This window comes from Janthinobacterium sp. (assembly GCF_009923995.1).
Lineage (GTDB): Bacteria > Pseudomonadota > Gammaproteobacteria > Burkholderiales > Burkholderiaceae_D > Janthinobacterium.
In genome coordinates this window covers 51,398-76,454 of record NZ_RFSK01000021.1, presented here as the reverse complement: position 1 = coordinate 76,454, position 25,057 = coordinate 51,398, and the positions used below count along the sequence as shown (strand labels likewise).

Sequence of the window (25,057 nt, the reverse complement as noted above, 5' to 3'; positions counted from 1 at the left end):
GCGCGTCCTTTTGCTCTCTGGAAAGATGTTTGAATTTTAGCATCCCCATATGACAAGGCGGCTACCCCTGGCCCCCTTTTTCAGCGCATGCCGCGGCGGAACTGGTCGGGCGTGCCGCCGCCCTGGCGGCGGAACATGGCGATGAAGGCGGAGGCCGTGCTGTAGCCCAGTTCCAGCGCGATCGCCTGCACCGTGTCGCCCCGTTCCAGCATGGGCAGGGCGGCCAGGAAGCGCTGGCGCTGGCGCCATTCGCCGAACGGCATGCCCAGTTCGCGCTGGCAGCGGCGCGCCAGGGTGCGCTCCGTTACATGCAATTGCGCGGCCCAGTCCGCCAGTGAGCGGTTACTGCCCGGCTCGGCCTGCAGGGCGGCCAGCAGGGCCGCGATGACGGGTTCGTCGCTGCCGGGCAGGTAGTTGCGGCTGCACGGCGCCAGTTCCAGCTGGTCGACCAGCACCTGCGCCAGGCGCCGGTCGGCGGCGCTGGCGGGCGTGGTGACGCCCCGTGCGGCGAAGTCGCCGAGGATGGCCTTGAGCAGGGGGCTGAGCACCAGCGCGCACGGCCGGGCCGGCAGCCGGGCGCACAGGCTGGCGTCGATATACGCCGAGTGGAAGGTCACGTCCTGGCGGATGTAGCCGTCATGCAAGGTTTCGGGCGGTATCCACACGGCATACTGGGGCGGCGACAGGTAGCGCTGCCCCGCCACCATGATTTCCATCACGCCCGTGGAGCAGTACGTGAGCTGGCCCCAGGGATGGCTCTGGTAATCGAACTGCTGGTGCGCGTGGTAATCGTCGAGGCGAAAGTACACGGGATAGGGCAGGCTGTCGGATACGGCGGGGAAATGCTGGTTGCTGGCCATCGGCTCTCCTGCTTTGTCCTGTTCTTTGCATCGATTGTCCGGTATGCATTATATCCATGGAATCGGACCATGCGAAAATGGCGCTCATTGAATCGTGGAGTCCTTGCATGAAAGCCAAGCATTATCTGTTTCCCGTGATCGCCGTGCTGATCTGGGCCATCAACACCATCGTCAGCAAGCTGGCCGTGGGCGTGATCGACCCGGCCGCCATCTCCTTCTACCGCTGGCTGCTGGCCGGCGTGCTGCTGGCGCTCGTGTTTGCCCGGCCCGTGTGGAAGCAGCGGGCCGTGGTGAAACCGTATCTGGGGAAACTGTTTGTGCTGGGCATGCTGGGCATGGTCATGTACCAGTGCCTCGCCTATATCGCCGCGCAGACGACGACGGCCACCAACATGGGCATCTTGGCATCGCTGATGCCGCTGCTGGCCGTCGGCCTGTCCGTGCTGCTGCTGGGCGAGGCGGCCACCGTGGGCGGCGTCTTCGGCGGCCTCGTGTCGCTGCTGGGACTCGGCTACCTGCTCAGCCATGGCGAGCCCGCCGCCCTGATCGCCCATGGCGCGGCCGTCGGCGATGGCCTCATGCTGCTGGCCTGCCTGTCGTATGCGGGCTACGGCGTGCTGCTCAAGCGCTGGAAGATTCCCCTGAATAACTGGCACTCCCTGCTGATCCAGGTCTGGTGCGCCGTGCCCGTGCTGTTCGTGTATTACCTGAGCCAGTCCGCGCCGCCCGTCACCAGCGCCGGCCTGCCGCTGGTGCTGTTTGCCGGCATCCCCGCCTCCGTCATCGCGCCCTTCCTGTGGATGCACGGCCTGGCCAAGCTGGGCCCCAGCCGCGCGACGACCCTGATGAATTTATTGCCCGTGTTCACCGTCATCATCGCCATGCTCTTCCTCGGCGAAACCCTGCATGGCTATGACGTGATCGGCGGCGGCGTGACCCTGCTGGGCGTGGTGATGGTGCAATACCTGAAGCGCCCCCTGCGGCGTGGTGCCGCAGCCTGATTTCAGGCCGTAGCTTTGCGCGGTATCAATGTTTGCAAGGCATGCGCCAGCTCCTCGCGCCGCACGGGCTTGAGCAGGACGTGGGACACGCCGGCCGTGACGGCCTTGGCCGCCATCAGCGGGCCGCCGTAGCCGCTCAGCAGTATCAGCGGCAGGCCGGGGTGCCGGCTGGACAGGGTCTGCGCCAGCATGGTGCCGCTCATGCCGGGCATGACTTCGTCCGTGATGACCAGCGCATACTGTCGCGGCGCCGCCAGCAGCGCCTGCAGGGCCGCTTGCGGGTCCGTGTAGCCGACGGGGGCATAGCCCAGCTCGGCCAGCATTTCCGACAGCATGGCCACCAGGTCGGCATCGTCGTCGACGACCATGACGGCCTGGCCGGCACCGTGCGGCGCCTCCGCTGCGGACGGCTGCGCGGCGGCGCCCGCGTATTCCGGGAAATACAGGGTAAACAGCGCGCCGCGCCCGGGCTGGCTGGCGACATCGATGGCGCCGCCCAATTCCGTCACCACGCCATGCACGACGGCCAGTCCCAGGCCCGTGCCCGACTGCGCCGCGCGGGTGGTAAAGAACGGTTCGAACAGATGCTCCATGACGCCGGGCGACATGCCCGCGCCTTCGTCGGCCACGCTCAGCGCCAGGTAGCTGCCCGCGTCGAGCCGGCTGTGCGACAGGATGCGCGCCTGCACCATGTGCACCTTGCGCAAGTCCACCGTCAGGGTGCCGCCGCCGGGCATGGCCTGGATGGCGTTCGTGCACAGGTTCATGACGGCCTCGAACGCTTGCGTGGGATCGCCGTTGAGCTGCGCGCCGGCCGCCTGCAGCTGGCGCTTCACCTCGATGCCGGCCGGCAGCGAGCCTGCCAGCATGGCCAGCACTTCCTCGACGATGGGTTCCAGCGCGAACGGGGTGGAGGCGCGCGCGCCGCCGCCGCTGAAGCTGAGGATGCGCTCGACCAGGGTCTTGCCGCGCAGGGCCGCCTTGATCACCATGTCCAGGTGGCGCCGCTGCGCGCTGCCCGGCACGGCCGCATCCTGCGCCATCTCGCCATAGCCGACGATGGAGGCGAGCACGTTGTTGAAATCGTGGGCGACGGCGCCCGCCAGCACGCCCAGCGAATTGAACTTGCTGCTGCGTGCCTGCTGCGCCTGCAGCGCCTGCTGGGCCAGGGCGCGGCGGCCGTTGGCGCGCACGATCAGCCACGCCGCGCCCGTGATCACCAGCAGCAGGAACACCACCACCAGCAGGACGATGCGCACGGCCTGGCGCCAGCCCACGAGCATCACGCCCAGGTCGCGCGTGAGCACCACGTCCAGGCCGAACTGCTGCAGGCTGTGCATGGCCACCAGGCGTTCGCTGTCGTCGCGGAAACGGCGCACGGCGGCGCTGCGCATGGCGGCCAGGCGCCGCGCCAGGTCCGCCTCGGTGGCGTGCGGCGTGGCCACGATGGCGCCAGCCAGGCGCACGCCGTCCTTGCGGAAGACGGCCATGCGCGCATCGGGAGCCGGCGTGGCGACGGAAAAGGCGCCCAGCAGCATGTCGGCCGGCAGGGCGGCGACGATCCAGCCGCCGTCCTGCTGCCCCTGGGCCGGATAGCGCATGGCCAGCGCCACCATCGACGGGGCGTGCGCGGGCGCGGGCGGGGCAAACGGGCGGCTGACGGCGACCTGCCCGGGCAGCAGGCTGTCCGTGGCGGGCGCAAACGTGGCCAGGGGCGGCGGCGCGGCCGCTTCGGAGGCGGCCAGCACCTTGCCCTGCGCGTCGAGCAGCCACAGGGTCTGCACCAGGGGCAGCAGCTCCGCGTGCGTCTTCAGGATGCGGCCGGCCAGGGGACCCGAGGTGGGCAGGCGGCCTTCGCGCAGTTCGACCTGCATGGCGCGCAAGCCTTCGTCGATGCCCTGCAAGCCCCGTCCGACCTCGGCGGTCAGGGCCAGCGACAGCAGGCGCAGTTCGCGGCCCTGCGTGTCGATGGCTTCGCGGCGCAGGTGCAGCAGCGACAGCGCGGCGACAAGCACCACCACGGCGCCAAGGATGGCCACCAGCACCACGGGGCGGCGCAGCAAGGGCACCGGTTCTGCTACGATATCACTCATAATAGGCATGCATTCCCCGTCCCTATCCTTGCAGTCAACCACGATGGCCACCCATGAACCACACTGTCGCTCCCCATATCCTGATGCTCGACGACGACGCCGCCATCTGCGAACTGGTGGCCGAATACCTGGGCAATAACGACATGCGCGTCAGCTGCGTCCATGCGGGGCGCCAGATGTTTGCCGCCCTGCAAGAGCATGCGGTGGACCTGGTGCTGCTGGACTTGAAGCTGCCCGGCGAGGACGGCTTGCAGCTGGCGCGCCAGCTGCGCGAGCAGGCCGCCGTTCCCATCATACTGCTGACGGGGCGCAACGAGGAAGCGGACCGCGTCATGGGCCTGGAACTGGGCGCCGACGACTATGTGACGAAGCCGTTCAGCCCGCGCGAACTGCTGGCGCGCGTGCGCGCCGTGCTGCGCCGCTACCAGGTGCAAGCCACCTTGCCCGAGCGCGACGGCAGCCGCCGCGCCTTCCGCTTCGCGGGCTGGGAGCTGAACCTGCGCACGCGGCGCCTGACGGCGCCCGGCGGCACGGTGGTGGAACTGTCGAACGGCGAATTCAGCCTGTTGAACGCCCTGTGCCGCGCGCCGCAGCGCGTGCTGAGCCGCGACCAGCTGCTGTCGCTGTCGCGCCTGCACGAGGGGGAAGTCTACGACCGCTCCATCGACGTGCAGATCCGCCGCCTGCGGCTCAAGCTGGAAGCCGATGCGACGGCGCCCCGGCTGATCCTCACGGAGCGGGGCGCCGGCTACCGCCTTGCCAGCGACGTCGATACCCTGTACTGAGTACCTCAATGGGCGCCCGCCGGCGCCGTGGCGCGGCGCGCCTGCAGCCGCCGCAGCAGGACGCGCACCAGCATGGCCGCCGCCGCGGAACCGGCCAGCGCGGGCGAGGAGCACAGGCTGCCGGCCACGCCTTCGATGGTTTCCGCGCTGACCTGCTGCACGAATTCGACGAGGGTCACGATGTCGCTCGAAGGCAGGTCATGCGCGTCTTCCAGGCGGATGTGGCCGCTATCGTGTTCACCCCGGTACCACAGCCGCGCAAAGGTACCGTTGGCCACGGCCGCCAGCGACAGCAGTCCCAGCGGCTTGAGCATGCGCGCCAGCAGGCGGCTCTGTTCCGAAGCGGGCATCTCCGCATACAGGGCGCCGACCAGCTGGGCCACCTGCTGCTCGTCCTCGCCTGAGGCGGGCGGCAATGTTGTCGGCTGCACATCAGTATGCTTGGGCTGCATCGTGTTCTCCTGTGGATGGCGCGAAAAGGGGCGCGCTGCCAGCATTCTCGCGCGCAAGCCCGTCCATGCCATGTCAACGGCGGCGGACCAATATGTCATCTGTAACATGGCGCGCCCCGCCGTCAGTGCGCGCGGCCGGCGCCGGGGCCGGGCTGTGGCGCCGCATCGTGGCCGGCCGGTGGCTGGACGCTGGCCTGGGCGGCCTGCTGGGCCAGTTCGTCGGCGGCGTAGTAATCGCCCGCCACGGTGAAGACCAGCCACAGCACGATGGCCGTGGCGGCGAGGGCGACGAGCGCAGACAGGGCGTGCGAGCCGGTGCTGCTGATGTGAAAGTCTTGGTTCATGGCAATTCTCCTAAGCTTGCATGGGTTCCAGCCACGGCGAGGTCACGCGAGGCTGCGGCGGCGTCAGAAGCGGCGTCCGTGATGGAAGCCGCCGCCGAAATGGGGCGCGAAGGCGATGGCCGGCCGGCCGAAGCCCGCATAGCCGTAGTAGCCATACGGCGCGTACCAGCCGAAGTCGGGCGCCAGCACGGGCGTGGTGACATACACGGTGCTGGTCGCGGGAACGGCCACGGGCAGGGCGGGCAGCAGCGACTGGTCTTGCGGCGCAGCCTGCGCCGGCATGGCGTCGGCGGCCGAGACATTCACGGCGATGCGCGCGCCCGGGTCCTGCGGCACGCGGGCCTGGTAGCGCTGGCCCTGGTATTCATAGGTGACGTCATAGCCGATCACGCGGTTCTCGCTGCGGCTGGCGCTCTGGCAGACGACGCCGCTGCTCAGGCGCGGCGGCGTATTGGCCGCCTCGATGTTGTTGCCGGTGATGGCGCCGGCCACCACGCCCAGGCCCGTGGCCAGGGCGCGTCCCGCGCCGCCGCCGATGGCATTGCCGGCCAGGCCGCCGATCAGCGCGCCCGCGACGGCGCCGCCGCCGCTGGTTTCCGGCGGGCTGACCTGCGTCACGTTCTGGCACGCTTGTTGCGGTACGAGCACCTGGGCCATGACGGGTGTCGAAGCAATGACGTTGCCGTACTCGCCGGCCAGCGCGGCGCCGCACGCGCCGGCCAGGCAGACGGCAAGCAATGGGATCCTGGTTTTCATGATGAGCCCCTTTCGAAGATGGCGGATGCCATGAAGACAGCATGCGCCGGCATGGCGGCGGCCATGTGTCGCCTGGCGCGCCGCAGATGTCAAATGACATCTTGCACAGGGGCTGGCCGGCGCGCCGGCGCGGCGTTGTTTGCTATGCTGTGCCTATCGTTGAACTACCTGCCTGGAGTGCGCCATGCCTGCTACACCCTCGATCGACACCCTGCTGGACGAACTGGAAGCGTTCGGTCTGGCCAATGATGCGGCGCACGCGGAGCGCGCCAGCCGCATGCTCAATATCACGCGCGACACGGGCGAGCTGCTGGCCGTGCTGGTGCAGGCGCGCGGCGCCCGTCGCGTGCTGGAAATCGGCACCTCGAACGGCTATTCCACCCTGTGGCTGGCGCGCGCGGCGCGGGCGCTGGGCGGCAGCGTCGTGACGGTGGAAAAGGCGCAGGACAAGTTCGACATGGCGCATGCCAACTTTGCGCGGGCGCAATTGCAAGGGGTGATAGGCCAGCTGCTGGCGGACGCGGGCGACGTGCTGCGCGATGCGGCTGACGGCGCCTACGATTTCATCTTTCTCGATTCGGCGCGCCAGCAATATGCAGCGTGGTGGCCGCAGCTGGACCGGGCGCTGGCGCCCGGCGGCGTGCTGGTGGTGGACAACGCCAGTTCGCACTACGCGGACATGGCGGATTTCCTTGACGCCATCCGCGCCGACGGCCGCTACACGGCCTGTTTGGCGACGGTCGGCAAGGGCGAGTTCATCGCCGTCAAGGCGGGCAGCTGATTACTCGGCGGCGATGGCTGCTTCCAGCACGCGCACCAGCGATTCCACGCCTTGCGCGTCGACATCGTCGAAGCGGCCCGTCAATGGGCTGTCGAGGTCGAACACGCCGATGATCCGGCCGTCGGCAAACACGGGCACCACCAGTTCCGAGCGCGAGTTGACGTCGCAGGCGATGTGGCCGGGAAACGCATGCACGTCCTGCACGACGATGGACCTGGCTTCGACCACGGTGGTGCCGCACACGCCGCGGCCTTTCTTGATGCGGATGCAGGCGGGCTTGCCCTGGAACGGTCCCAGCACCAGTTCCTCGCCCTTGAGGAAATAGAAGCCGGCCCAGTTCAGGCCCGGCATGGTGTTGAATACGAGGGAACTGAAATTGGCCGTGTTGGCGATGAAATCGCTCTCGCCCGCGAGCAGGCCCTGCAGCTGCGAGCGCAGGTCCGCGTACATGGCTTGCTTGGCTTCGGGAGTGTCGGTGGCGTAGGCGGCGTCGCTGATGGTAAACGTCATGGTCATGGCGGTAAGGGTGGGGAAGCCGCTATGGTAGCGCGTCTGGCGCGCGCGCGTGCGGCGTCATCTTTCCAGCTGCTGCGCCGCCAGCCGGCGCAGCAGGGGCAGGGCCGCGTGGGCGTGGCCGGGCTGCCAGGCCAGACCGATGCCGGCCGCCAGTTCCTCGCCCTCCAGCAAGGGCCGGTAGGCCACGCCCGCCAGGCGCAGGGCGCGGAAGGAGTCGGCCAGCAGGGCCATGCCCTTGCCGGCCGCCACGTCGCCGAGCAGCACATGGTGGTCCACGGCTTCGCGCAGGAAGACGGGCGCGAAGTCGTGGCGGCGGAATACTTGCTGGCAATGGTCGAAAAAGGCGGGCTGGCGCGCCCGCTCGAACCAGTACATCGGTTCCTGCGCGATATCAACCAGGCTCAGCTTGCGCTTCCGTGCCAGCCGGTGTCCGGCCGGCAGGGCCAGCATCATGGGCTGGCGCGCCAGCGGCTGCACGGCCAGCTCGAAGGTGGCGCTGGGCAGGGCGAGCAGGGCCGCGTCCAGCTGGCCCTTGCGCACGCTAGTCACCAGGCGCGGCGAGGGCGCCGACGTCAGTTCCAGGCGCGTATTGTGCAACTCTTCCTCCAGTGCCGCCAGCAGGGGGCGGAACAGGCCCGCTTCCACGGAACTGGTCAGGCCCAGGCGCAGGCGCGCCGGGGCCGCATCGCGCGGCAGCGACGCTTGCGCCGTCTCCAGCAGGTCGAGGATGTGCAAGGCTTGCGGCAGCAGGGTGCGGCCGGCGGGCGTGAGGGCCACGCCCTGCGTGTCGCGTTCGAACAGGCGGGCGCCCAGCCGCTCTTCCAGCGCCTTGATGGCGCGCGACAGGGGCGGCTGGGTCATGTGCAGCTGCTCGGCTGCCTGGCGGAAGTTCAGGCAGCGGGCGACGGCGCAAAACAGCTGCAAGGCATGGGTGTCGAGGGCTCTCATACCAGAAAGGTATCACGAAATCGCTCATTCCCTTGCCAGCCCGCGCGGCCCAGACTGGCGGCATTGACACTTGAGGGAGATCAACATGCAACTGCCACAACGACGCATCGGCAACAGCGGCATGCACAGCTCGGCACTGGGCCTGGGCTGCATGGGCATGTCGGAATTCTATGGCGCCACGGACGAGACGCAATCGCTGGCCACGCTGGAGGCGGCCCTGGCGGCCGGCGTGACCCTGTTCGACACGGCCGACGCATACGGTTTCGGCCACAACGAGCAATTGCTGGGACGCTTTTTAAAACACCATCGCGGCCAGGCCCTGGTCGCCACCAAATGCGGCCTGGCCCGCGAGGCGGGCAGCTATGCGCGCCGCGTCGACAATTCCCCCGCCTACATCCGCCAGGCCTGCGAAGCGTCGCTGGCGCGCCTGGGCGTGGAGAGCATCGACCTGTTCTACCTGCACCGCCTGAACCTGGACACGCCGCTGGAGGAATCGATGGGGGCGCTGGCGCAACTGCGGCAGGAAGGGAAGATTCGCGCCGTGGGCCTGTGCGAAGTGAGCGCGGCCACCCTGCGGCGCGCGGCGGCCATCTGCCCGGTGGCGGCCGTGCAGAGCGAGTATTCGCTGTGGACGCGCGAGCCGGAGCAGGGCGTGCTGGCCGCCTGCCGCGCCGTGGGCGCCAGTTTCTTTGCCTACAGCCCCCTGGGCCGGGGCTTCCTGACGGGCGCCATCACCGACCTTGCCAGCCTGGAGGCGGGCGATTTCCGCCAGTTCAATCCCCGTTTCGCGCCGGACAACCTGGCGCGCAACCAGGCCATCGCGGGGCTGGTGCGGCAGATGGCGCGCGACAGGGGCTGCAGCCCGGCGCAGCTGGCGCTGGCCTGGCTGCTGGCGCAGGGCGAGGACATCATCCCCATTCCCGGCACCCGGCGCATCGCTTACCTGCATGACAACCTGGGGGCCTTGCAGGTGGCCCTGGACGGGGCCGGGCTGGCCGCCATCGACGCGGCCTTTCCGTTGGGCATGGCGGCAGGCGCGCGCTACACGGAAGAGGGCATGAAGGGCGTGGACGCCTGAAAAAGATGTCCCAGTGTACGCCAGCGTACCCAAACAGCACTTTTCCTGCGGGAGAATTCCCCGCGATCTGCTAGCATTCTGGCTGGCTCCCCTTGTCCGCGGCAGGGCGGGGGCCGGCCAGCACAGCAGAGGGAAGGGTGGATGTCAAATTGCTAGATGATGATATTTTCGATATCGAATTGAAGTTGTTGCTTGAAGGAATCTTGCTGCGGTACCAGCATGATTTCCGCGATTATTCGGTCGCTTCCCTGCGCCGGCGCATGCGCCAGGCCATGGAGCGCTTCGGCTGCGCCAGCCTGTCGCAGTTGCAGGACCGCATCTTGCATGAACCCACGGTGTTTGCGCAGATGCTGCAGTTTTTTACGGTGCAGGTCAGCGAGATGTTCCGCGATCCCGCGTATTTCCGCGCCCTGCGCGAAAAAGTCGTGCCCATCCTGCACACCTACCCCTCCATCAAGATCTGGGTGGCGGGCTGCAGCAGCGGGGAAGAAGTCTGGTCGCTGGCCATCCTGCTGGAAGAGGAAGGCTTGCTGGAACGTAGCATGATTTATGCGACGGATATCAACGTCGAGGCGCTGGCCGCCGCCGAGGCGGGAATCTATCCCGTCGAACGCATCGCCCAGTTCAGCGAAAACTACCGGCTGGCGGGCGGCAAGCGCTCGCTGTCCGACTATTACACGGCGGCCTACAAGGGCGCCATCTTTGACCGGCGCCTGCGGCGCCAGTTCGTTTTCGCCGACCACAGCCTGGCGACCGATAGCGTGTTTTCGGAGGTGCACATGGTTTCCTGCCGTAACGTCATGATTTATTTCAATAAAGACTTGCAGGACCGCGCCCTGGGCCTGTTCCACGACGCGCTGGTGAACCGGGGTTTCCTGGGCCTGGGCATGAAGGAAAGCCTGCATTTCAGCCGCCATGCGGCCAGCTTCCGCGAGTTGTGTCCGGCTGAAAGAATCTACCAGCGTGCCTGATGCCATGCTGCCCGACGCGCTGTGCACGCTGCCGGCCTGCGAGGTGACGCCGCCGCCCGCCGGCCTGCGCCTGGTTGCCATCGGCGCCTCGGCCGGCGGCGTGGAGGCGCTGGGCACGCTGCTGCGCGCCTTGCCGGCCGGCTGCCGCGCAGCCGTCGTGGTGGTGCTGCACCTGGCGCCGGGCCGCTCCAGCCAGTTGCCGCAGCTGTACGCGGAGCGCTGCCAGCTGCCCCTGCGCGAGGCGCAGGACAAGGAACCGCTGCAAGGGGGCACCGTGTATTTCGCGCCGCCCGACTATCACCTGCAAGTCGAGCCGGACGGCTGCTTTTCGCTGTCGCAGGAAGCGCCCGTGTATTTTTCGCGTCCGTCGATCGATGTGCTGCTGGAAACGGCGGCCCTGGCCTACCGGCGCGCCATGCTGGCCATCATCCTGACGGGCGCGTCGGCTGACGGCGCGGCGGGCCTGGCGCGCGTGCGCCAGCTGGGCGGCAGCGCCTGGGTGCAGGACCCGCAGGGCGCCAGTTGTGGCATCATGCCGGCCGCCGCCCTGCAACGCGCGGGCGCGGACCGCGTGCTGGATCTGGCGCAGATGGCAGCCAGCCTGGCGCTGCTGGACAATGGCGGGCACAAGTGAATGGGAGCACGGCAGTGCGTGTAATATAGATGCAAAAATCGATGCAAAGCCTGAAACAAACTTATCCATATCGAAACACGATGGCATTCTGCCGTTGCGATGCCTGAAGATGACCCCGTGACCGCACCTATCCATATTCTCGTCGTTGACGACATCGCGCAAAACCTCACCGCCGCCGAAGCCGTGCTGGCGCGGCCCGGTATTGTCATTCTCAAGGCCGCCTCGGGCGCCGAAGCGCTGGAGCTGCTGCTGACGCATGAAGTGGCCCTGGCCCTGATCGACGTGCAGATGCCGCAGATGGACGGGTTCGAACTGGCCGAATTGATACGCGGCAGCGAACGCACGCGCAGCATTCCCCTGATCTTCCTCACGGCCGCGTCGCGCGAGCCCAGCTACAGCTTCCGCGGCTACGAGGCGGGCGCCGTCGATTTCCTGTACAAGCCCATCGACGTGAAGGCCCTGCAAAGCAAGGTGGCGGTGCTGGTGCAGCTGTACCAGCAGAAGCGCGAATTGTCGGCCCAGCTCGACGAACTCAAGCATGCGCTGCACCTGAATGAACTGTTCACGGCCGTGCTGGGCCACGACCTGCGCACGCCGCTGTCGGTGGTGATGAATGGCGCCATGCTGCTGCCGATGATGAGCGACCATCCGAAAGTGGTGGTCACGGCGCAGCGCATCGAAAGCAGCGCCAAGCGCATGGCGCGCATGGTCGACCAGCTGCTGGACCTGGCCCGCATCCGCTCGGGCACGATGGAATTGCGCAGCAGCATGCACGATTACCTGGCGCTGGCGCGCGCCATCGTCGACGAATTCGATACGGCGGCGCAGGCTGCGCCCGTCGAAGTGAGCAGCATCGGCGAGCTGCACGGGCAATGCGATGCGGGCCTGCTGTCGCAAGTCATCTCGAATCTGCTGTGCAATGCCATCACGCATGGCGAGCCGGGCGCGCCCGTGCAGCTGGCGCTCGATGGCCGCGCGGCCGACAGCATCGAGTTGCGCATTGTCAATCGCGGCGTCATTCCCGCGTCCCTGCTGCCGACCCTGTTCGAACCCTTCCAGCAGGCGGGCGAGAAGCGCAGGACGGGCCAGGGCCTGGGACTGGGCTTGTACACGGCGAACATGTTCGTCAAGGCGCACGGCGGCACGGTCGAACTCAGTTCGACGGCCACGCAGGGCACGGTGGTGACGGTGCGCATTCCGCGCCAGTGCCAGGTCCGCGTGCAAGCCGGCGTGGCGGCGCCATGAGCCAGGCAGCGTGGCCGCGCGGCGGCGGCATCATGGGCGACCTGGTGCGCCGGCACGACTGGTCCGCCACCGCGCTCGGTCCGCTCGAAGGCTGGCCCGCCAACCTGCGCACCAGCATCGACATCGTGCTCAATTCGCCCATGGCGATGGTGCTGATGTGGGGGCCGCAGCACGTGATGGTCTACAACGACGACTACATCCGCATCGCCGGCGCGCGCCACCCGCAGGCGCTGGGCGGCACGGTGCCGGCCGTGTGGCCCGAGATCTGGGACTGGAATGCGCGCATCCTGGAAGCGGGCCTGCGCGGCGAGACGCAGGTGCACCGTGAAAGCTGTCTGCCGCTGTTGCGCAATGGAAAACCGACGGACGTCTGCTTCGACCTGTTCTATACCCCCGTGCATGGCGCGGACGGCCGCGTCGACGGCGTGCTGTGCACGGCGCTGGAGTTGACGGCGCGCATGGAGGAGGGCCGCCAGCTGAAGCTGGCCACGGCGGAACTGGGCGAACTCAACGCCAGCCTGCAGGCGGAAGGCGAGGCCGTGCGCGCCGCCAACCGCCGCCTGGGCGAGGAGCGGGCCCTGCTGCGCGCCCTGTTCCAGCAGGCACCCAGCTTCATGGCCATGCTGCGCGGGCCGCGGCACGTGTTTGAACTGGCCAACGAGCATTATCTGCGCCTGGTGGGGCGTCCCGAACTTGATCTGCTGGGCAAGCCCGTCGCCGTCGCCTTGCCGGAAGTCAAGGCGCAAGGCTTCATCGACCTGCTCGACGCGGTCTACCGCACGGGCGTCGCCTACGAGGGGCGCCAGGTGAAGGTGGACCTGCAGACGGCCGATGGCCGGACGGGCGAGCGCCACGTCGACTTCGTGTACCAGCCCATCAAGGACGACGAGGGCAGGGTCACGGGCATCCTCGTCGAAGGCATCGACGTCACCGAGCGCATGGAAGGCGAGGAGCGGCTGCGCCTGGCCCAGCAGGCGGGCGGCATCGGCACCTTCGAATGGTTCCCGGAGACGGGCGCGATGGTCGTGTCGCCCACCTTCCGCCGCCAGTGGGGCATCGCCGACGGGCAGGAAATCACGCAGCAGTTGCTGGTGAGCCTGGTCGACGAGCGCGACTGGAAGAAGGTCGGCCCCAGCAAGCTTGAGCTGGCGCAAAATCCGCTCGAATACGTGGAGTACCGCGTGCGCCGGCCCGTCGACGGCGCGGTGCGCTGGATCGCGCGCCAGGGCGAGGTGGTGCCGGGCCGCGTGGCGGGACAGCGTCGCTACGTGGGCGTGTCCTTCGACGTCACGGAACGGCGCCAGATCGAGGAAGAGCTGATGGCCAGCCAGGAACGCATGGCCGCCATCTTCGGCCAGGCTTCCGTGGGCTTGTCGGAGCTGGGCCTCGATGGCCGCTTCCAGCGCGTGAACGGCGCCCTGTGCCGCATGCTGGGCCGTTCCGCGGAGGAATTGCTGAGCCTGAACATGAACGACATCATGCATCCCGATGACGTGCCGGGCAACACCGTGCTGTTCCAGCGCCTGGTGGAAACGGGCGAGTCGTTTTCGCTGGAGAAACGCTACCTGAAGCCCGACGGCTCGCAAGTGTGGGTGTCGAGCAGTGTCAGCCGCCTCGTGGATGAGCAGGGTCACACGCGTTCCTTGATCGCCGTCAAGACGGACATCACGGACCGGCGCCGCGTGGAAAAGGCGCTGCATGAATTGAACGAAACCCTGGAACACCGGGTCGAACAGGAAGTGAGCGAGCGCACCAAGGCGGAAGATGCCTTGCGCCAGGCGCAGAAGATGGAAGCCGTGGGCCAGCTGACGGGCGGCATCGCGCACGACTTCAACAATGTGCTGCAAATTATTTCCGGCAACCTGCATTTGCTGCAGCACCTGGCCGGCGGCGATGGCCTCATGCGCCAGCGCCTCGACACGGCCATTGCCGCCGTCGAACGGGGGGCCAAGCTGTCTTCGCATCTGCTGGCGTTTGCGCGGCGTCAACCGCTCAAGCCCGTCGTCGCCGACCTGGCCCGCGTGGTGCGCAACATGGATGCGCTGCTGCGGCGCGCCCTGGGCGAGGCCATCGATATCGTGCACGTGGGCGGCGGCGGGTTGTGGAATACCCTCGTCGACCGCAGCCAGATCGAGAACGTCATCCTCAACCTGGCCATCAATGCGCGCGATGCCATGGATGGCGTGGGCAAGCTGACCATCGAGCTGGGCAACGTCGTGCTCGATGAACATTATGTGCACAACCTGGTCGACGTGCCGGCCGGCCAGTACGTGATGCTGTCCGTCACCGATACGGGCCACGGCATGAGCGGCCCCGTGCTGCAGCGCGCGTTCGAACCCTTCTTCACCACCAAGCCGGAAGGGGCGGGCACGGGCCTGGGGCTGTCGATGGCCTACGGCTTCGTCACGCAAAGCCGTGGGCATATCCGCATCTACAGTGAACCTGGCGTGGGCACGGGAGTCAAAATCTATTTGCCCCGCTCCCTGATGGCTGAAGCGGACGAGGAAGTGGAATTGAGCGGCGTCGTCACGGGCGGCACGGAAACCGTGCTGGTGGTGGAAGACGACGTGGGCGTGCGCACCACCGTCGTCGACATGCTGGGCGCGCTGGGCTACAAGGTGCTCAAGGCCGAAGATGGCGAAAGCGCCCTGGCCGTGCTGCACAGCGGCGCGCAGATCGACCTGTTGTTTACGGACGTGATCATGCCCGGTCCCGTCAGCAGCACGGACATGGCGCGCCAGGCACGCGAGTTGCAGCCCGATATCGCCGTGCTGTTTACGTCGGGCTATGCGCAGGATGTCATCGTGCACGAGGGACGGCTCGATGCGGGCGTGGAACTGCTCAGCAAGCCCTACCGGCGCGAAGAGCTGGCGCGCAAGCTGCGCCATGTGCTGGCCAACCGCCAGCAGCAGTTGCGCGCGCGCCAGTTCGAACTGGCGGGCACGCCAGGGCTAGACTTGACGGGCCATGCGCCGGAACCACAGGGGGACATGCCGACATCCATGAAGATACTCGTGGTGGAAGATAACCTCGATTCGCAGCTGATGGTCTGCGAACTGGTGGGCATGCTCGGGCATACGGTGAGTGGCGTGTCCGACGGCGAGTCCGCGTGGCAGTTGCTAAGCGAGCAAGACTTCGATATCCTGTTTACGGACGTCAGCCTGCCCGGCATGTCCGGCATCGCGCTGGCGCGCATGGTGCTGCGCGACAAGCCGGGCATGCGCATCATCTTTTCCACCGGCTATGGCAAGGAATCGATGGATGAACTGGGCTTTTCCGCCAGCGTCCTGCGCAAACCGTATGACTTGATGGAGCTGCAAGCGGCACTCGACCAATCCTGACACGGCGCGCGCCATCCCGGGCCTGCCTGTCTCACCCTGCAGAGGCAAGCATGACCCCTGAACTGACGATGCTCGGCTGTACCCTCGTGCTGGCGCTGGTGCAAATCCTCCTGCCGGCCCTGTTCCGCACGCGCGAAACGGGGCCTGAATACAATATGAGCGCGCGCGACAGCGCCGGTCCGCCCGTGGGCAAGATCACGGGCCGCTTGCAGCGGGCCCAGGCCAACCTGTTCGAGACGCTGCCGCTGTTCGCCGCCGCCGTGCTGATCGCCCACGTGACGGCGCAGGAAAGCGCGCTCACGCTGTATGGCGCCGCCCTGTACCTGGCCGCCCGCGTGCTCTACCTGCCCCTGTACGCGTTCGGTGTGCCCATCGTGCGCACGCTCGTCTGGTGCGTGTCGATCGCCGGCCTGCTGATGCTGTTCTGGGCCATCCTCTTCCCTTCCTGAAATCCTACGCGGGCTGTAGCGGACGTCCTATGGCGGTGCGCCAGGCCCGGCCGTAAAGTAGCTGCACCCTGGCGCCCTGGCGCCGGGAATGCGGTTTATCTTTCGGACTTTATCAGGATGGCAATGATGAATGGTGCAGCAAAGCAATCCGGCCAGGCCGGCAAGCCGGGCAAGCCGGGCCGATCCATCCAGCGCCTGCTGCGCGCCGTCTTTGGCGTCGCCCGCCTGCGCGACGGCCAGCAGGAAGTCATCGACAGCGTGCTGGCCGGCCGGGATACGCTGGCCATCATGCCCACCGGCAGCGGCAAGTCGCTGTGCTACCAGTTGCCCGCCGCCCTCCTGCCCGGCGCCACCCTCGTGATATCGCCGCTGATCTCGCTGATGAAGGACCAGCTGGAAAAGCTGCATGCGCTGGGCATCACGGCCGTGCAGCTCAACAGCAGCCTCACGCGCGCGGACGAGGACGCCGCCCTGGCCAGCATCGCGCGCGGCGGTAAGATCATTATCTTTTGCACGCCGGAAAGGCTGGCGATGCCGGAGTTTCTCGCCCTGCTGGCGCAGGCGCCGCCCGTCCTGGCCGTCATCGACGAAGCCCATTGCATTTCCCAGTGGGGCCATGATTTCCGTCCCGCCTACCTGGAAGTGTCCGCCGCCCTGCGCGCGCTGGGGCGCCCGCCCGTGCTGGCGCTGACGGCCACGGCCACGGAAGAAGTCATCGACGATATCCGCGCGCAGCTCGACGCGCCCCGGTTGCACGTCGTCAACACGGGGATCTACCGGGCCAACCTGCGCTACCGCGTGATCCAGGTTACGAATGCCGGTGAGAAACAGGATGAAGTGCTGCGCCTGCTGCGCGAGACGCCCGGCGTGGGCATCGTGTATGCGGCCACGGTGAAAGCCGTCGAGGACCTGACGGCGCGCCTGGAAGAACTGGGCGCCAGCGTCACTTGCTACCACGGCAAGCTGGCGGCGCGCGAGCGCCGGCTCCACCAGGAACTGTTCATGGGCGGCGAGCGCCGCATCATGGTGGCGACGAATGCGTTCGGCATGGGCATCGACAAGCCCGACACGCGTTTCGTGATCCATCTGCAGGTGCCCGCCAACCTGGAAGCGTATTACCAGGAATCGGGCCGGGCGGGGCGCGACGGCTTGCCCGCCGACTGCACCTTGCTGTATTTCCAGGAAGACAAGCGGGTGCAGCAGTATTTTCTTGCCAGGCACTATCCCACGGCCGCGGAGCTGGCCGCCATCGTCGCGGCCGCGCAGGACTTGCCGGCCACCTTCCGCGCCGACGCTCTGCAATCGGCCTTGCCGGAGTTGTCGGCGGGCCATTTGAAAGTCTGTTTGAAACTGTTGAAAGACGGCAAGCTGCTGCGCCAGGACCGCAAGCTGGGCTACAGCCTCAAGCCGCCATCGGCCAGGGCGGCCAAGGCGCCCACGTATGCGCAGCTGGCGCAGGTGTATGTCGACAAGCAGGAGCGCGACAAGCAGGCGCTGGAGCACATGGTGGCGTATGCGCAAAGCGGCTTTTGCCGCTGGAAATTGTTGCTCGAGTATTTTGGCGATGCAGGGGACTTCGAACGTTGTTGTACCTGTGATAATTGTCTGTCGCCGCCGGCACTGGCCACGCCCATCGTCCTCGACGATGGGGCCGAGACGCAGGCGCCAGCCGTGCCAGCCGAGCCCCTGATCGCCGTCGGCAGCCGCGTGCGCGTGCCCCGTTTCGACATCGGCACCGTGCTGTCCGTGGCAGGCGACCAGGTGACGATTGCCTTTCCGGAAAACACCACGCGCACCTTCATGGCGGAATTCGTCGCGCCTGCCTGACCTTGACGTCAGCGTGCGCTGCCGAACAAATGATCTGCCGCAAGCCTGCCACACTGCAAGCATTCCAACGCGATTTCAAGTTCGGGGGTGGGGCATGGCCGACATGGTGGTGGTGCGCAAGGAAGGCTTGTACTGCGTGCCGGGGCAGTTCTACATCGACCCGTGGCGTCCCGTCGAGCGCGCCGTCATCACGCATGCCCATGCGGACCACGCGCGCGTGGGCCACCGGCACTACCTGTGCGCGGCCAGCGGCGCGCAGGTGCTGCGCGCGCGCCTGGGCCCCGTCTCCATCCAGGGCCTCGCGTACGGCGAGACGGTCGAGCACCACGGCGTGCGCGTGTCGCTGCACCCGGCCGGCCACGTGCTCGGTTCGGCCCAGGTGCGCATGGAGCACGGCGGCCACGTGTGGGTGGCCTCGGGCGACTACAAGCTGCAGCCGGACCCCACCTGCGCGCCGTTCGACCCCGTGCGCTGCGATACCTTCATCACGGAATCGACGTTCGGCCTGCCCATCTACCGCTGGCAGGCGCCGCAGGAAATCAATGACGAGATCAACCAGTGGTGGCGCAGGAATGCGGCAGAAGGGCGCACCAGCGTGCTGTTCTGCTATGCCTTCGGCAAGGCGCAGCGCATCCTGGCGGGCCTCGACGCCGCCATCGGTCCCATTATCTGCCATGGCGCGGCGCAGGCATTGACGCAGGTCTACCGCGAATCGGGCGTGGCCTTGCCCGCCACCGTCATGGTGGACGAGGTGACGGACAAGGCGGCCCTGAAGACGGCCATGGTGATCGCCCCGCCGTCGGCGGCCGGCTCGCCCTGGATGAAGCGCTTCGGCGATTACAGCGATGCGTTCGCCAGCGGCTGGATGCTGCTGCGGGGCGCGCGCCGGCGGCGCGGCGTGGACCGCGGTTTCGTCCTGTCCGACCACGCCGACTGGCCCGGCCTCATGCAAGCCATCACGGCCACGCAGGCCGAGCGCATCATCGTCACGCACGGCTCGATTCCCGTGATGGTGCGCTGGCTGCAGCAGCATGGCTGGCAGGCGGGTGGCTTCGAGACGGAATATGGCGACGACGAGGCCGATGACGGCGTGCCCGCGGCATCCGCGGCGCAGGCGGAGGAAGGTCCCCATGCGTGACTTTGCCCGGCTGTATGCGGAGCTCGACGAGACCACGTCCACCAGCCGCAAGCTGGCGGCCCTGCAGGCGTATTTCCAGCGCGCCGCGCCGCAGGACGCGGCCTGGGCCGTGTACTTCCTGGCCGGCGGCAAGCCACGCCAGGCCGTGCCCACCAGACTGCTGCGCGAGTACGCGACCGAACGGGCGGGCCTGGATGCCTGGCTGTTCGACGAGGCCTATCACGCCGTGGGCGACCTGGCCGAAACCATCGCCCTGATCCTGCCCGCGCCGGCCAAGCGCAGCGACATCGGCCTGGCCGAATGGGTCGAGCAGCGCATCGCGCCCCTGCGCGGCGCCGCGCCGGAGACCATCCGCACGGCCCTGCTGGCCTACTGGGACGAGCTGGAAACGCGGGAGCGCTTTTTACTCATCAAGCTGATCGGCGGCGGCTTTCGCGTGGGCGTGTCGAAACTGCTGGTGACGCGGGCGCTGGCGTCCATCGCCGCCATCGACGGCAAGCTCGTCGCCCAGCGCCTGATGGGCTGGACGGACGGCAAGGTCAGCCCCACGGGCGCCGGCTTCTTGAAACTGATCGGCGCGCCGTCCGATGGCGAGCACGCGCTGCGCGGCGGCCAGCCCTATCCCTTCTTCCTCGCCCATCCCCTGCAGGCGGGAGCGGAAACCCTGGGCGACATCGGCGACTGGCTGGTGGAATGGAAATACGACGGCATGCGCGCCCAGCTGCTGCGCCGCGACGGCGCCAGCTGGCTGTGGTCGCGCGGCGAGGAACTGATCACGGAACGCTTTCCCGAACTGGCGCAGCTGCCCCTGCCGGAAGGCACCGTGCTCGATGGCGAAATCCTCGTCTGGCAGCCGGGCGAGGTGCCATCCGCGTTTGCCGACCTGCAAAAGCGCATGGGCCGCAAGACGGTCTCGCCCAGGCTGCTGGCCGAACTGCCGGCCGTGCTCGTGGCCTACGACGTGCTGGAATGCGACGGCGTGGATGTGCGCCACCTGCCGCAGCACGAGCGGCGCGCCCTGCTGGAAAACGTGGTGGCCGCCGTGGACGCTCCCGCGCTGCGCCTGTCGCCGCGCATCGAGGCGGCAAGCTGGGACGCGCTGGCCGCCATCCGCGCGGAATCGCGGGCGCGCGGCGTGGAAGGCATGATGCTCAAGGCCGTGTCGGCCGCGTATGGCGTGGGCCGCACCAAGGACGTGGGTACGTGGTGGAAATGGAAGATCGAGCCATATGCCGTCGACGCCGTGCTGATCTACGCGCAGGCGGGCCACGGCCGCCGCGCCTCGCTGTACACGGACTACACCTTCGCCGTGTGGGATGAGGAGGGGGAGGGCGAGCGCAAGCTGGTGCCGTTCGCCAAGGCATATTCGGGCCTCACGGATGCGGAGATCGGGCAAGTTGACGCCGCCATCCGCAAGACCACCATCGAAAAATTCGGCCCTGTGCGCAGCGTCAAGCCCACCATGGTGTTCGAGATCGGCTTCGAGGGCATCGCCGCGTCCGGCCGCCACAAGGCGGGCATCGCCGTGCGCTTCCCCCGCATCCTGCGCCGGCGCGAGGACAAGGCCATCGGCGACGCCGACACCCTGGCCACCCTGAAGGCCATGCTGGCCGGCGCACCGTGAAAGGCGCGCCATGAGCAAAGGCGCGCTGGCGCAGCGCATCGACGCCTGGTTCCTCGGGCGCGGCTGGAAGGTGTTTCCGTTCCAGCGCGGCGTCTGGCGCGCGGCCGCGCAAGGCCGGTCCGGCCTGCTGCATGCGAGCACGGGGTCGGGCAAGACCTACGCCGTGTGGTTCGGCGCCCTGCTGCGCGCCGAGCGCCTGGCGCGCAAGAGCCGCAAGCAGGGCTTGCGCGTGCTGTGGATTACGCCCATGCGCGCGCTGGCGGCCGACACGGTGCGCGCCCTGCAGGCCTCCGGCGCCGATCTCGCACCGGGCTGGCGCATCGAGGCGCGCACGGGCGACACGAGCGCGGCGCAGCGGGCAAGGCAGGCCAAGGCCTGGCCCGACGTGCTCGTCACAACGCCGGAAAGCCTGTCCCTGATGCTGAGCCAGGCGGATGCACGGGAACGCTTCGCCTTGCTGGAAACGGTGATCGTCGACGAGTGGCACGAATTGATGGGCAGCAAGCGCGGCGTGCAGGTGCAGCTGGCGCTGGCCCGGCTGCGCCGCTGGCAGGAAACCCTGATGACGTGGGGCCTGTCGGCCACCCTGGGCAACCTGGTGCAGGCGCAGGACGTGCTGCTGGGCGACGACAATGACGGCGTGCTCGTCGAAGGCAAGGTCAGGAAGCGCATCCTCGTCGACAGTTTGATCCCCGTCAATCCCACGCGCTTTCCCTGGGGCGGCCACCTGGGCATCCAGATGCTGCAACCGCTGATCGCGGAAATCGAGGGCAGCGCCACCACCCTGGTGTTTACGAATACGCGTTCGCAGGCGGAGCTGTGGTACCAGCATTTGCTCGATGCGCGGCCCGACTGGGCGGGACTGATCGCCCTGCACCACGGTTCGCTGGACCGCGAAGTTCGCGAGTGGGTCGAGCAGCATTTGAAGACGGGCGAGCTGAAAGCAGTCGTGTGCACGTCCAGCCTGGACCTGGGCGTGGATTTTCTGCCCGTCGAACGGGTGCTGCAGGTGGGCAGCGCGAAGGGCATCGCCCGCCTGGTGCAGCGGGCCGGGCGCAGCGGCCACGCGCCGGGGCGCATCTCGCGCGTCACCCTGGTGCCCACCAACAGCCTGGAATTGCTGGAAGCGGCCGGCGCCCGTGCCGCCCTGGCGCAGGGCCACCTGGAAGCGCGGCCCGTGCCCGACAAGCCGCTCGACGTGCTGGTGCAGCACCTGGTGACGGTGGCGCTGGGCGGCGGCTTCCAGTCGCAGGAACTGTACGGGGAAGTGCGCAAGGCGTGGTCCTACCGCCACCTGACGCCCGGCGAGTGGCAATGGGCGCTCGATTTCGTCGCGCGGGGCGGGCAAAGCCTCACCGTGTACCCGGAATACCGGCGCGTGCTGCCGGACGACGACGGTGTCTACCGCGTGCCGGACGCGGCGCTGGCGCGGCGCCACCGCATGAGCATCGGCACCATCGTCTCGGAAGCGGCGATCCAGGTCAAGTTCATGAGCGGCGGCAGGATAGGCAGCATCGAGGAATCGTTCATTTCGCGCCTGCGGCAGGGCGACCATTTTTTGTTTGGCGGGCGCATCCTGGAATTCGTGCGCGTGCACGAGATGACGGCGTACGTGCGGCGGGCTACCGGCAGCCGCGGCGCCGTGCCGCGCTGGCAGGGCGGCAAGATGCCCCTGTCGTCGGAACTGGCGCATGCCGTGCTGGACCAGCTGCAGCTGGCTCAGGAGGGGCGGGCCAGCGGACCGGAAATGCGCGCGCTGGCCCCCTTGCTGGCCATCCAGGCGCGCTGGTCCGCCTTGCCCACGCGCGCGGCCCTGCTGGTGGAAACCCTGTCCAGCCGGGAAGGTCATCACCTGTTCGTCTACCCGTTCGCGGGGCGCTCCGTGCACCTGGGACTGGCATCCCTGCTGGCCTACCGCATCGCCCGCGCACAGCCGGCCACCCTGTCCATCGCCGTCAACGACTACGGCTTCGAATTGCTGGGCGCCAGCGAGCTTGACTACGCGCCCCTGTTCGACGCGGCCACGGGCGGGGGGCTAGCCCTGTTCAGCACGCAGCACTTGCTGGAAGACGTGCTGGCCAGCCTGAACGCGACGGAACTGTCGCAGCGGCGCTTCCGCGAAATCGCCCGCATCGCCGGCCTCGTGTTCCAGGGCTATCCGGGCCAGCCGAAGAGCGCGCGCCAGCTGCAGGCTTCGTCCTCGCTGTTCTTTGAAGTGTTCCGCAGGCATGATGCGGCCAACTTGCTGCTGAGCCAGGCACAGCGCGAAGTGCTGGAGCAGGAGCTGGAACTGACGCGCCTGCGCGCCACCCTGCGCGAGCTGCATGGACGCACGATTGCCCTGCAGCCCCTGGAGCGGGCGTCGCCCTTCGCCTTCGGCCTGATGGTCGAGCGCTTCCGCGAACAGCTGACGACGGAAAAGCTGTCGGACCGGGTGGCGCGTCTCGTCAGTGCACTGGAAAAGGCCGCCGCATGAACGGCCAGCGCCCAACGCATTGCGTCGTGGAACTGGCGGGCGAGCAGCTGTGGCTGCTGGCGCACAAGGCCGTGTACTGGCCGGCGCGCAAGATGCTGGTCGTGGCCGACATCCATTTCGGCAAGGCGGCGGCCTTCCGTGCGCTGGGCGTGCCCGTGCCACGCGGCACCACCTCGCAAAACCTGCTGGCGCTGGACGCCTTGCTGGCCACCTACGCCAGCGAGGAGGTCGTCTTCCTGGGTGACTTCCTGCACGCGCGCGCCGCGCACGCGCCCGCCACCGTGGCGGCCATGCTGGTCTGGCGCACGCGCCATCCCGGCCTGCGCCTGACGGTGGTGCGCGGCAACCATGACCAGCATGCGGGCGACCCGGCGGCGGCGCTGGGCATCCGCATGGTCGACGAGCCGCACACGGTGGGAAATTTGTCGTTCTGCCATCATCCGGACACCGCGGCGGCCGGCCATGTGCTGGCGGGCCACGTGCATCCCGTGTTCCACCTGCGCGCCGGGCGCGGCGGCCTGCGCCTGCCATGCTTCCTGCTGGGCCAGGAACGCACCATCCTGCCCTCGTTCGGCGCCTTCACGGGCGGCCACGCGGTGCGGCCTGCCGCGGGCGAGCGCGTGTACGTGACGGCCGATGCGGCCATCTTTCCCGTCCCCCTGTAACTGCTGAGTGTCTGGTACTTTTGGTGGAAAACTAAAAGTAACTTCGCCACCAAGGGCGGGACTCTTCCTACATGAGCGCTTGCCATCCTCCTATTTCTTGCACCCCATGCGCGCACTAAGATGACGTCTCCCTTGCCATGCGCGGGGAAGAATTGCATGCACTGTTTTCTGATTCTATCGATCAAGGAGATCATCATGGCCACATCGAGCGACAATAAACAGCAGGGCAGTAAAACCAGTAGCAGCGCCGGTAGCGGCGGCGGCAGCAAGCAGAGCGATACCAGCAAGCGTGGCTTCGCGTCCATGGACCCGGCACAGCAGCGCGAAATCGCCAGCGAAGGGGGGCGTGCCGCCCATGAAAAGGGCACGGCGCATGAGTTCACGTCCGAAGAAGCGCGCCGCGCAGGCAGCCAAAGCCACAAGAACGATGCCAACCGGCAAAGTGCCGCCAGCTCCGGCGGCACGCGCGACAATGCCAGCATGAACCAGGACGGCAATCGCGACAGTGGCAACAAGCAAAGCGGCGGGCAGGGCTCCGGCTCGGGGTCTGCTTCGCGCAACAAGTAAGGGAGGCCGCACGGCGCACGTGGCCGGTGCATGGCCGGCGCATGCCTGCCTGGCATCGGCCGGCCACGTGCAGCGCAGCGCGCAGGCGCAGCCGTGAAAATTTTGATGCATTGCAGCAGGCATGGACTATGATGAATGAGCGGCGCTGGCAAGGCGGCTGTTATCGGCCCCTAGCTTGTGCGCACGCACTCCGCACGCAATCCGCAGTCAACGATCAGGGAGAAGATGATGGGCAACTCCACCACGCCACAGCCAGGCAATAGCCAGGGCGGCGCGCCGTCCACGGCAGGCAGCAAGCAAAGCACGGCCGACGCGGCCGAGAGCTTTGTGCTGGTCGATAGCGAGCAAGGACTCGATATCGGCGACGATCTGTTTTCCATCGGCGAAGTGCGGCGTGCCGACCGCCTACCGCATCACCAGTCCGGCTCGGCCGGCCAGAGCCGCCAGAGCGCCGACGACGCGCCCGACACGACGGGCAGCACGGGCGTCTGAGCCGCGCTGACCCG

23 protein-coding genes are annotated in these 25,057 nt (G+C 67.9%); 16 read left to right on the top strand and 7 right to left on the bottom strand.

All coding sequences use genetic code 11. From position 1 onward, the window contains the following. Positions 1 to 80 precede the first annotated feature (80 nt). Entirely contained in the window at positions 81 to 860 is a 780-nt protein-coding gene (locus tag EBS11_RS12985; RefSeq protein ID WP_290603374.1) for a helix-turn-helix transcriptional regulator, read from the bottom strand. A 107-nt stretch (positions 861 to 967) separates the two neighbouring features. On the opposite strand from EBS11_RS12985, the gene EBS11_RS12980 reads away from it, so the two are divergent. After that, positions 968 to 1,861 (top strand): DMT family transporter, encoded by an 894-nt coding sequence (locus EBS11_RS12980; RefSeq protein ID WP_290603373.1) that lies wholly within the window; start codon positions 968 to 970, stop codon positions 1,859 to 1,861. Positions 1,862 to 1,863: 2 nt separating this feature from the next. Here EBS11_RS12980 and EBS11_RS12975 read toward each other — a convergent pair whose 3' ends face one another. Next, positions 1,864 to 3,954 carry an ATP-binding protein gene (locus EBS11_RS12975; RefSeq protein ID WP_290603372.1) on the bottom strand — a complete coding sequence of 697 codons (2,091 nt, stop codon included), beginning with the start codon at positions 3,952 to 3,954 and terminating at the stop codon, positions 1,864 to 1,866. A 53-nt stretch (positions 3,955 to 4,007) separates the two neighbouring features. On the opposite strand from EBS11_RS12975, the gene EBS11_RS12970 reads away from it, so the two are divergent. Next, positions 4,008 to 4,739, top strand: coding sequence for a response regulator (locus tag EBS11_RS12970; protein WP_290603371.1), 732 nt, complete (start codon positions 4,008 to 4,010; stop codon positions 4,737 to 4,739). A gap of 5 nt (positions 4,740 to 4,744) precedes the next feature. On the opposite strand, the gene EBS11_RS12965 is transcribed toward EBS11_RS12970, so the two are convergent. The 3 genes from EBS11_RS12965 to EBS11_RS12955 all read right to left on the bottom strand — a co-directional run bounded on the left by EBS11_RS12965 (position 4,745) and on the right by EBS11_RS12955 (position 6,291). Continuing rightward, positions 4,745 to 5,191, bottom strand: a complete 447-nt coding sequence (locus EBS11_RS12965) for a hypothetical protein (RefSeq protein WP_290603370.1) — start codon at positions 5,189 to 5,191, stop codon at positions 4,745 to 4,747. Positions 5,192 to 5,313: 122 nt separating this feature from the next. Then, a complete protein-coding gene (locus tag EBS11_RS12960) occupies positions 5,314 to 5,535 on the bottom strand; it encodes a hypothetical protein (RefSeq protein ID WP_290603369.1) in 222 nt (73 codons plus the stop codon). Between the two features lie 63 nt (positions 5,536 to 5,598). Then, a complete protein-coding gene (locus EBS11_RS12955; RefSeq protein ID WP_290603368.1) occupies positions 5,599 to 6,291 on the bottom strand; it encodes a glycine zipper 2TM domain-containing protein in 693 nt (230 codons plus the stop codon). 184 nt (positions 6,292 to 6,475) lie between these two features. Here EBS11_RS12955 and EBS11_RS12950 point away from each other — a divergent pair, with 184 nt between their 5' ends. After that, positions 6,476 to 7,072 (top strand): class I SAM-dependent methyltransferase, encoded by a 597-nt coding sequence (locus tag EBS11_RS12950; protein WP_290603367.1) that lies wholly within the window; start codon positions 6,476 to 6,478, stop codon positions 7,070 to 7,072. Here the strand turns inward: EBS11_RS12950 and EBS11_RS12945 are convergent, their stop codons facing one another. Together EBS11_RS12945 and EBS11_RS12940 are read right to left on the bottom strand one after the other, a co-directional pair. Further along, positions 7,073 to 7,582, bottom strand: coding sequence for a GAF domain-containing protein (locus tag EBS11_RS12945; protein WP_290603366.1), 510 nt, complete (start codon positions 7,580 to 7,582; stop codon positions 7,073 to 7,075). It abuts the gene before it with no gap. A gap of 63 nt (positions 7,583 to 7,645) precedes the next feature. After that, entirely contained in the window at positions 7,646 to 8,536 is an 891-nt protein-coding gene (locus tag EBS11_RS12940) for a LysR family transcriptional regulator (protein ID WP_290603365.1), read from the bottom strand. Between the two features lie 85 nt (positions 8,537 to 8,621). On the opposite strand from EBS11_RS12940, the gene EBS11_RS12935 reads away from it, so the two are divergent. The 13 genes from EBS11_RS12935 to EBS11_RS12875 all read left to right on the top strand — a co-directional run bounded on the left by EBS11_RS12935 (position 8,622) and on the right by EBS11_RS12875 (position 25,043). Continuing rightward, complete coding sequence (locus EBS11_RS12935; RefSeq protein WP_290603364.1) at positions 8,622 to 9,614, top strand: aldo/keto reductase; 993 nt, start codon at positions 8,622 to 8,624, stop codon at positions 9,612 to 9,614. Positions 9,615 to 9,763: 149 nt separating this feature from the next. After that, positions 9,764 to 10,585, top strand: coding sequence for a CheR family methyltransferase (locus EBS11_RS12930; protein WP_290603363.1), 822 nt, complete (start codon positions 9,764 to 9,766; stop codon positions 10,583 to 10,585). After that, positions 10,578 to 11,219 carry a chemotaxis protein CheB gene (locus tag EBS11_RS12925; RefSeq protein ID WP_290603362.1) on the top strand — a complete coding sequence of 214 codons (642 nt, stop codon included), beginning with the start codon at positions 10,578 to 10,580 and terminating at the stop codon, positions 11,217 to 11,219. The genes EBS11_RS12930 and EBS11_RS12925 overlap by 8 nt, the downstream gene beginning before the upstream one ends. Positions 11,220 to 11,336: 117 nt before the next feature. Further along, positions 11,337 to 12,464: a hybrid sensor histidine kinase/response regulator gene (locus EBS11_RS12920; RefSeq protein WP_290603361.1), complete on the top strand. Its 1,128-nt coding sequence runs from the start codon at positions 11,337 to 11,339 to the stop codon at positions 12,462 to 12,464. Then, positions 12,461 to 15,805, top strand: coding sequence for a PAS domain S-box protein (locus EBS11_RS12915; RefSeq protein ID WP_290603360.1), 3,345 nt, complete (start codon positions 12,461 to 12,463; stop codon positions 15,803 to 15,805). Before EBS11_RS12920 ends, EBS11_RS12915 begins: the two co-directional genes overlap by 4 nt. Positions 15,806 to 15,855: 50 nt before the next feature. Then, positions 15,856 to 16,254 (top strand): MAPEG family protein, encoded by a 399-nt coding sequence (locus EBS11_RS12910; RefSeq protein WP_290603359.1) that lies wholly within the window; start codon positions 15,856 to 15,858, stop codon positions 16,252 to 16,254. A gap of 126 nt (positions 16,255 to 16,380) precedes the next feature. After that, positions 16,381 to 18,081, top strand: a complete 1,701-nt coding sequence (locus EBS11_RS12905; protein ID WP_290603385.1) for an ATP-dependent DNA helicase RecQ — start codon at positions 16,381 to 16,383, stop codon at positions 18,079 to 18,081. A 94-nt stretch (positions 18,082 to 18,175) separates the two neighbouring features. Further along, complete coding sequence (locus EBS11_RS12900) at positions 18,176 to 19,219, top strand: ligase-associated DNA damage response exonuclease (protein WP_290603358.1); 1,044 nt, start codon at positions 18,176 to 18,178, stop codon at positions 19,217 to 19,219. Further along, the gene (locus EBS11_RS12895; protein WP_290603357.1) at positions 19,212 to 20,843 is read left to right on the top strand and encodes an ATP-dependent DNA ligase; all 1,632 of its coding nucleotides are present in this window, start codon (positions 19,212 to 19,214) and stop codon (positions 20,841 to 20,843) included. The genes EBS11_RS12900 and EBS11_RS12895 overlap by 8 nt, the downstream gene beginning before the upstream one ends. Positions 20,844 to 20,853: 10 nt before the next feature. Next, a complete protein-coding gene (locus tag EBS11_RS12890) occupies positions 20,854 to 23,319 on the top strand; it encodes a ligase-associated DNA damage response DEXH box helicase (protein ID WP_290603356.1) in 2,466 nt (821 codons plus the stop codon). Further along, a complete protein-coding gene (gene pdeM, locus EBS11_RS12885) occupies positions 23,316 to 23,984 on the top strand; it encodes a ligase-associated DNA damage response endonuclease PdeM (protein WP_290603355.1) in 669 nt (222 codons plus the stop codon). Before EBS11_RS12890 ends, pdeM begins: the two co-directional genes overlap by 4 nt. 195 nt (positions 23,985 to 24,179) lie before the next feature. After that, complete coding sequence (locus EBS11_RS12880) at positions 24,180 to 24,551, top strand: KGG domain-containing protein (protein WP_290603354.1); 372 nt, start codon at positions 24,180 to 24,182, stop codon at positions 24,549 to 24,551. Between the two features lie 225 nt (positions 24,552 to 24,776). Next, a complete protein-coding gene (locus EBS11_RS12875; protein WP_290603353.1) occupies positions 24,777 to 25,043 on the top strand; it encodes a hypothetical protein in 267 nt (88 codons plus the stop codon). The last annotated feature ends 14 nt before the right edge of the window (positions 25,044 to 25,057 follow it).

Bases quoted from the DNA above. Each gene is read 5' to 3' on its own strand.
- EBS11_RS12985 (WP_290603374.1), bottom strand. From the start codon at position 860: ATGGCCAGCAACCAGCATTTCCCCGCCGTATCCGACAGCCTGCCCTAT.
- EBS11_RS12980 (WP_290603373.1), top strand. From the start codon at position 968: ATGAAAGCCAAGCATTATCTGTTTCCCGTGATCGCCGTGCTGATCTGG.
- EBS11_RS12975 (WP_290603372.1), bottom strand. From the start codon at position 3,954: ATGAGTGATATCGTAGCAGAACCGGTGCCCTTGCTGCGCCGCCCCGTG.
- EBS11_RS12970 (WP_290603371.1), top strand. From the start codon at position 4,008: ATGAACCACACTGTCGCTCCCCATATCCTGATGCTCGACGACGACGCC.
- EBS11_RS12965 (WP_290603370.1), bottom strand. From the start codon at position 5,191: ATGCAGCCCAAGCATACTGATGTGCAGCCGACAACATTGCCGCCCGCC.
- EBS11_RS12960 (WP_290603369.1), bottom strand. From the start codon at position 5,535: ATGAACCAAGACTTTCACATCAGCAGCACCGGCTCGCACGCCCTGTCT.
- EBS11_RS12955 (WP_290603368.1), bottom strand. From the start codon at position 6,291: ATGAAAACCAGGATCCCATTGCTTGCCGTCTGCCTGGCCGGCGCGTGC.
- EBS11_RS12950 (WP_290603367.1), top strand. From the start codon at position 6,476: ATGCCTGCTACACCCTCGATCGACACCCTGCTGGACGAACTGGAAGCG.
- EBS11_RS12945 (WP_290603366.1), bottom strand. From the start codon at position 7,582: ATGACGTTTACCATCAGCGACGCCGCCTACGCCACCGACACTCCCGAA.
- EBS11_RS12940 (WP_290603365.1), bottom strand. From the start codon at position 8,536: ATGAGAGCCCTCGACACCCATGCCTTGCAGCTGTTTTGCGCCGTCGCC.
- EBS11_RS12935 (WP_290603364.1), top strand. From the start codon at position 8,622: ATGCAACTGCCACAACGACGCATCGGCAACAGCGGCATGCACAGCTCG.
- EBS11_RS12915 (WP_290603360.1), top strand. From the start codon at position 12,461: ATGAGCCAGGCAGCGTGGCCGCGCGGCGGCGGCATCATGGGCGACCTG.
- EBS11_RS12910 (WP_290603359.1), top strand. From the start codon at position 15,856: ATGACCCCTGAACTGACGATGCTCGGCTGTACCCTCGTGCTGGCGCTG.
- EBS11_RS12905 (WP_290603385.1), top strand. From the start codon at position 16,381: ATGAATGGTGCAGCAAAGCAATCCGGCCAGGCCGGCAAGCCGGGCAAG.
- EBS11_RS12900 (WP_290603358.1), top strand. From the start codon at position 18,176: ATGGCCGACATGGTGGTGGTGCGCAAGGAAGGCTTGTACTGCGTGCCG.
- EBS11_RS12895 (WP_290603357.1), top strand. From the start codon at position 19,212: ATGCGTGACTTTGCCCGGCTGTATGCGGAGCTCGACGAGACCACGTCC.
- EBS11_RS12890 (WP_290603356.1), top strand. From the start codon at position 20,854: ATGAGCAAAGGCGCGCTGGCGCAGCGCATCGACGCCTGGTTCCTCGGG.
- pdeM (WP_290603355.1), top strand. From the start codon at position 23,316: ATGAACGGCCAGCGCCCAACGCATTGCGTCGTGGAACTGGCGGGCGAG.
- EBS11_RS12880 (WP_290603354.1), top strand. From the start codon at position 24,180: ATGGCCACATCGAGCGACAATAAACAGCAGGGCAGTAAAACCAGTAGC.
- EBS11_RS12875 (WP_290603353.1), top strand. From the start codon at position 24,777: ATGATGGGCAACTCCACCACGCCACAGCCAGGCAATAGCCAGGGCGGC.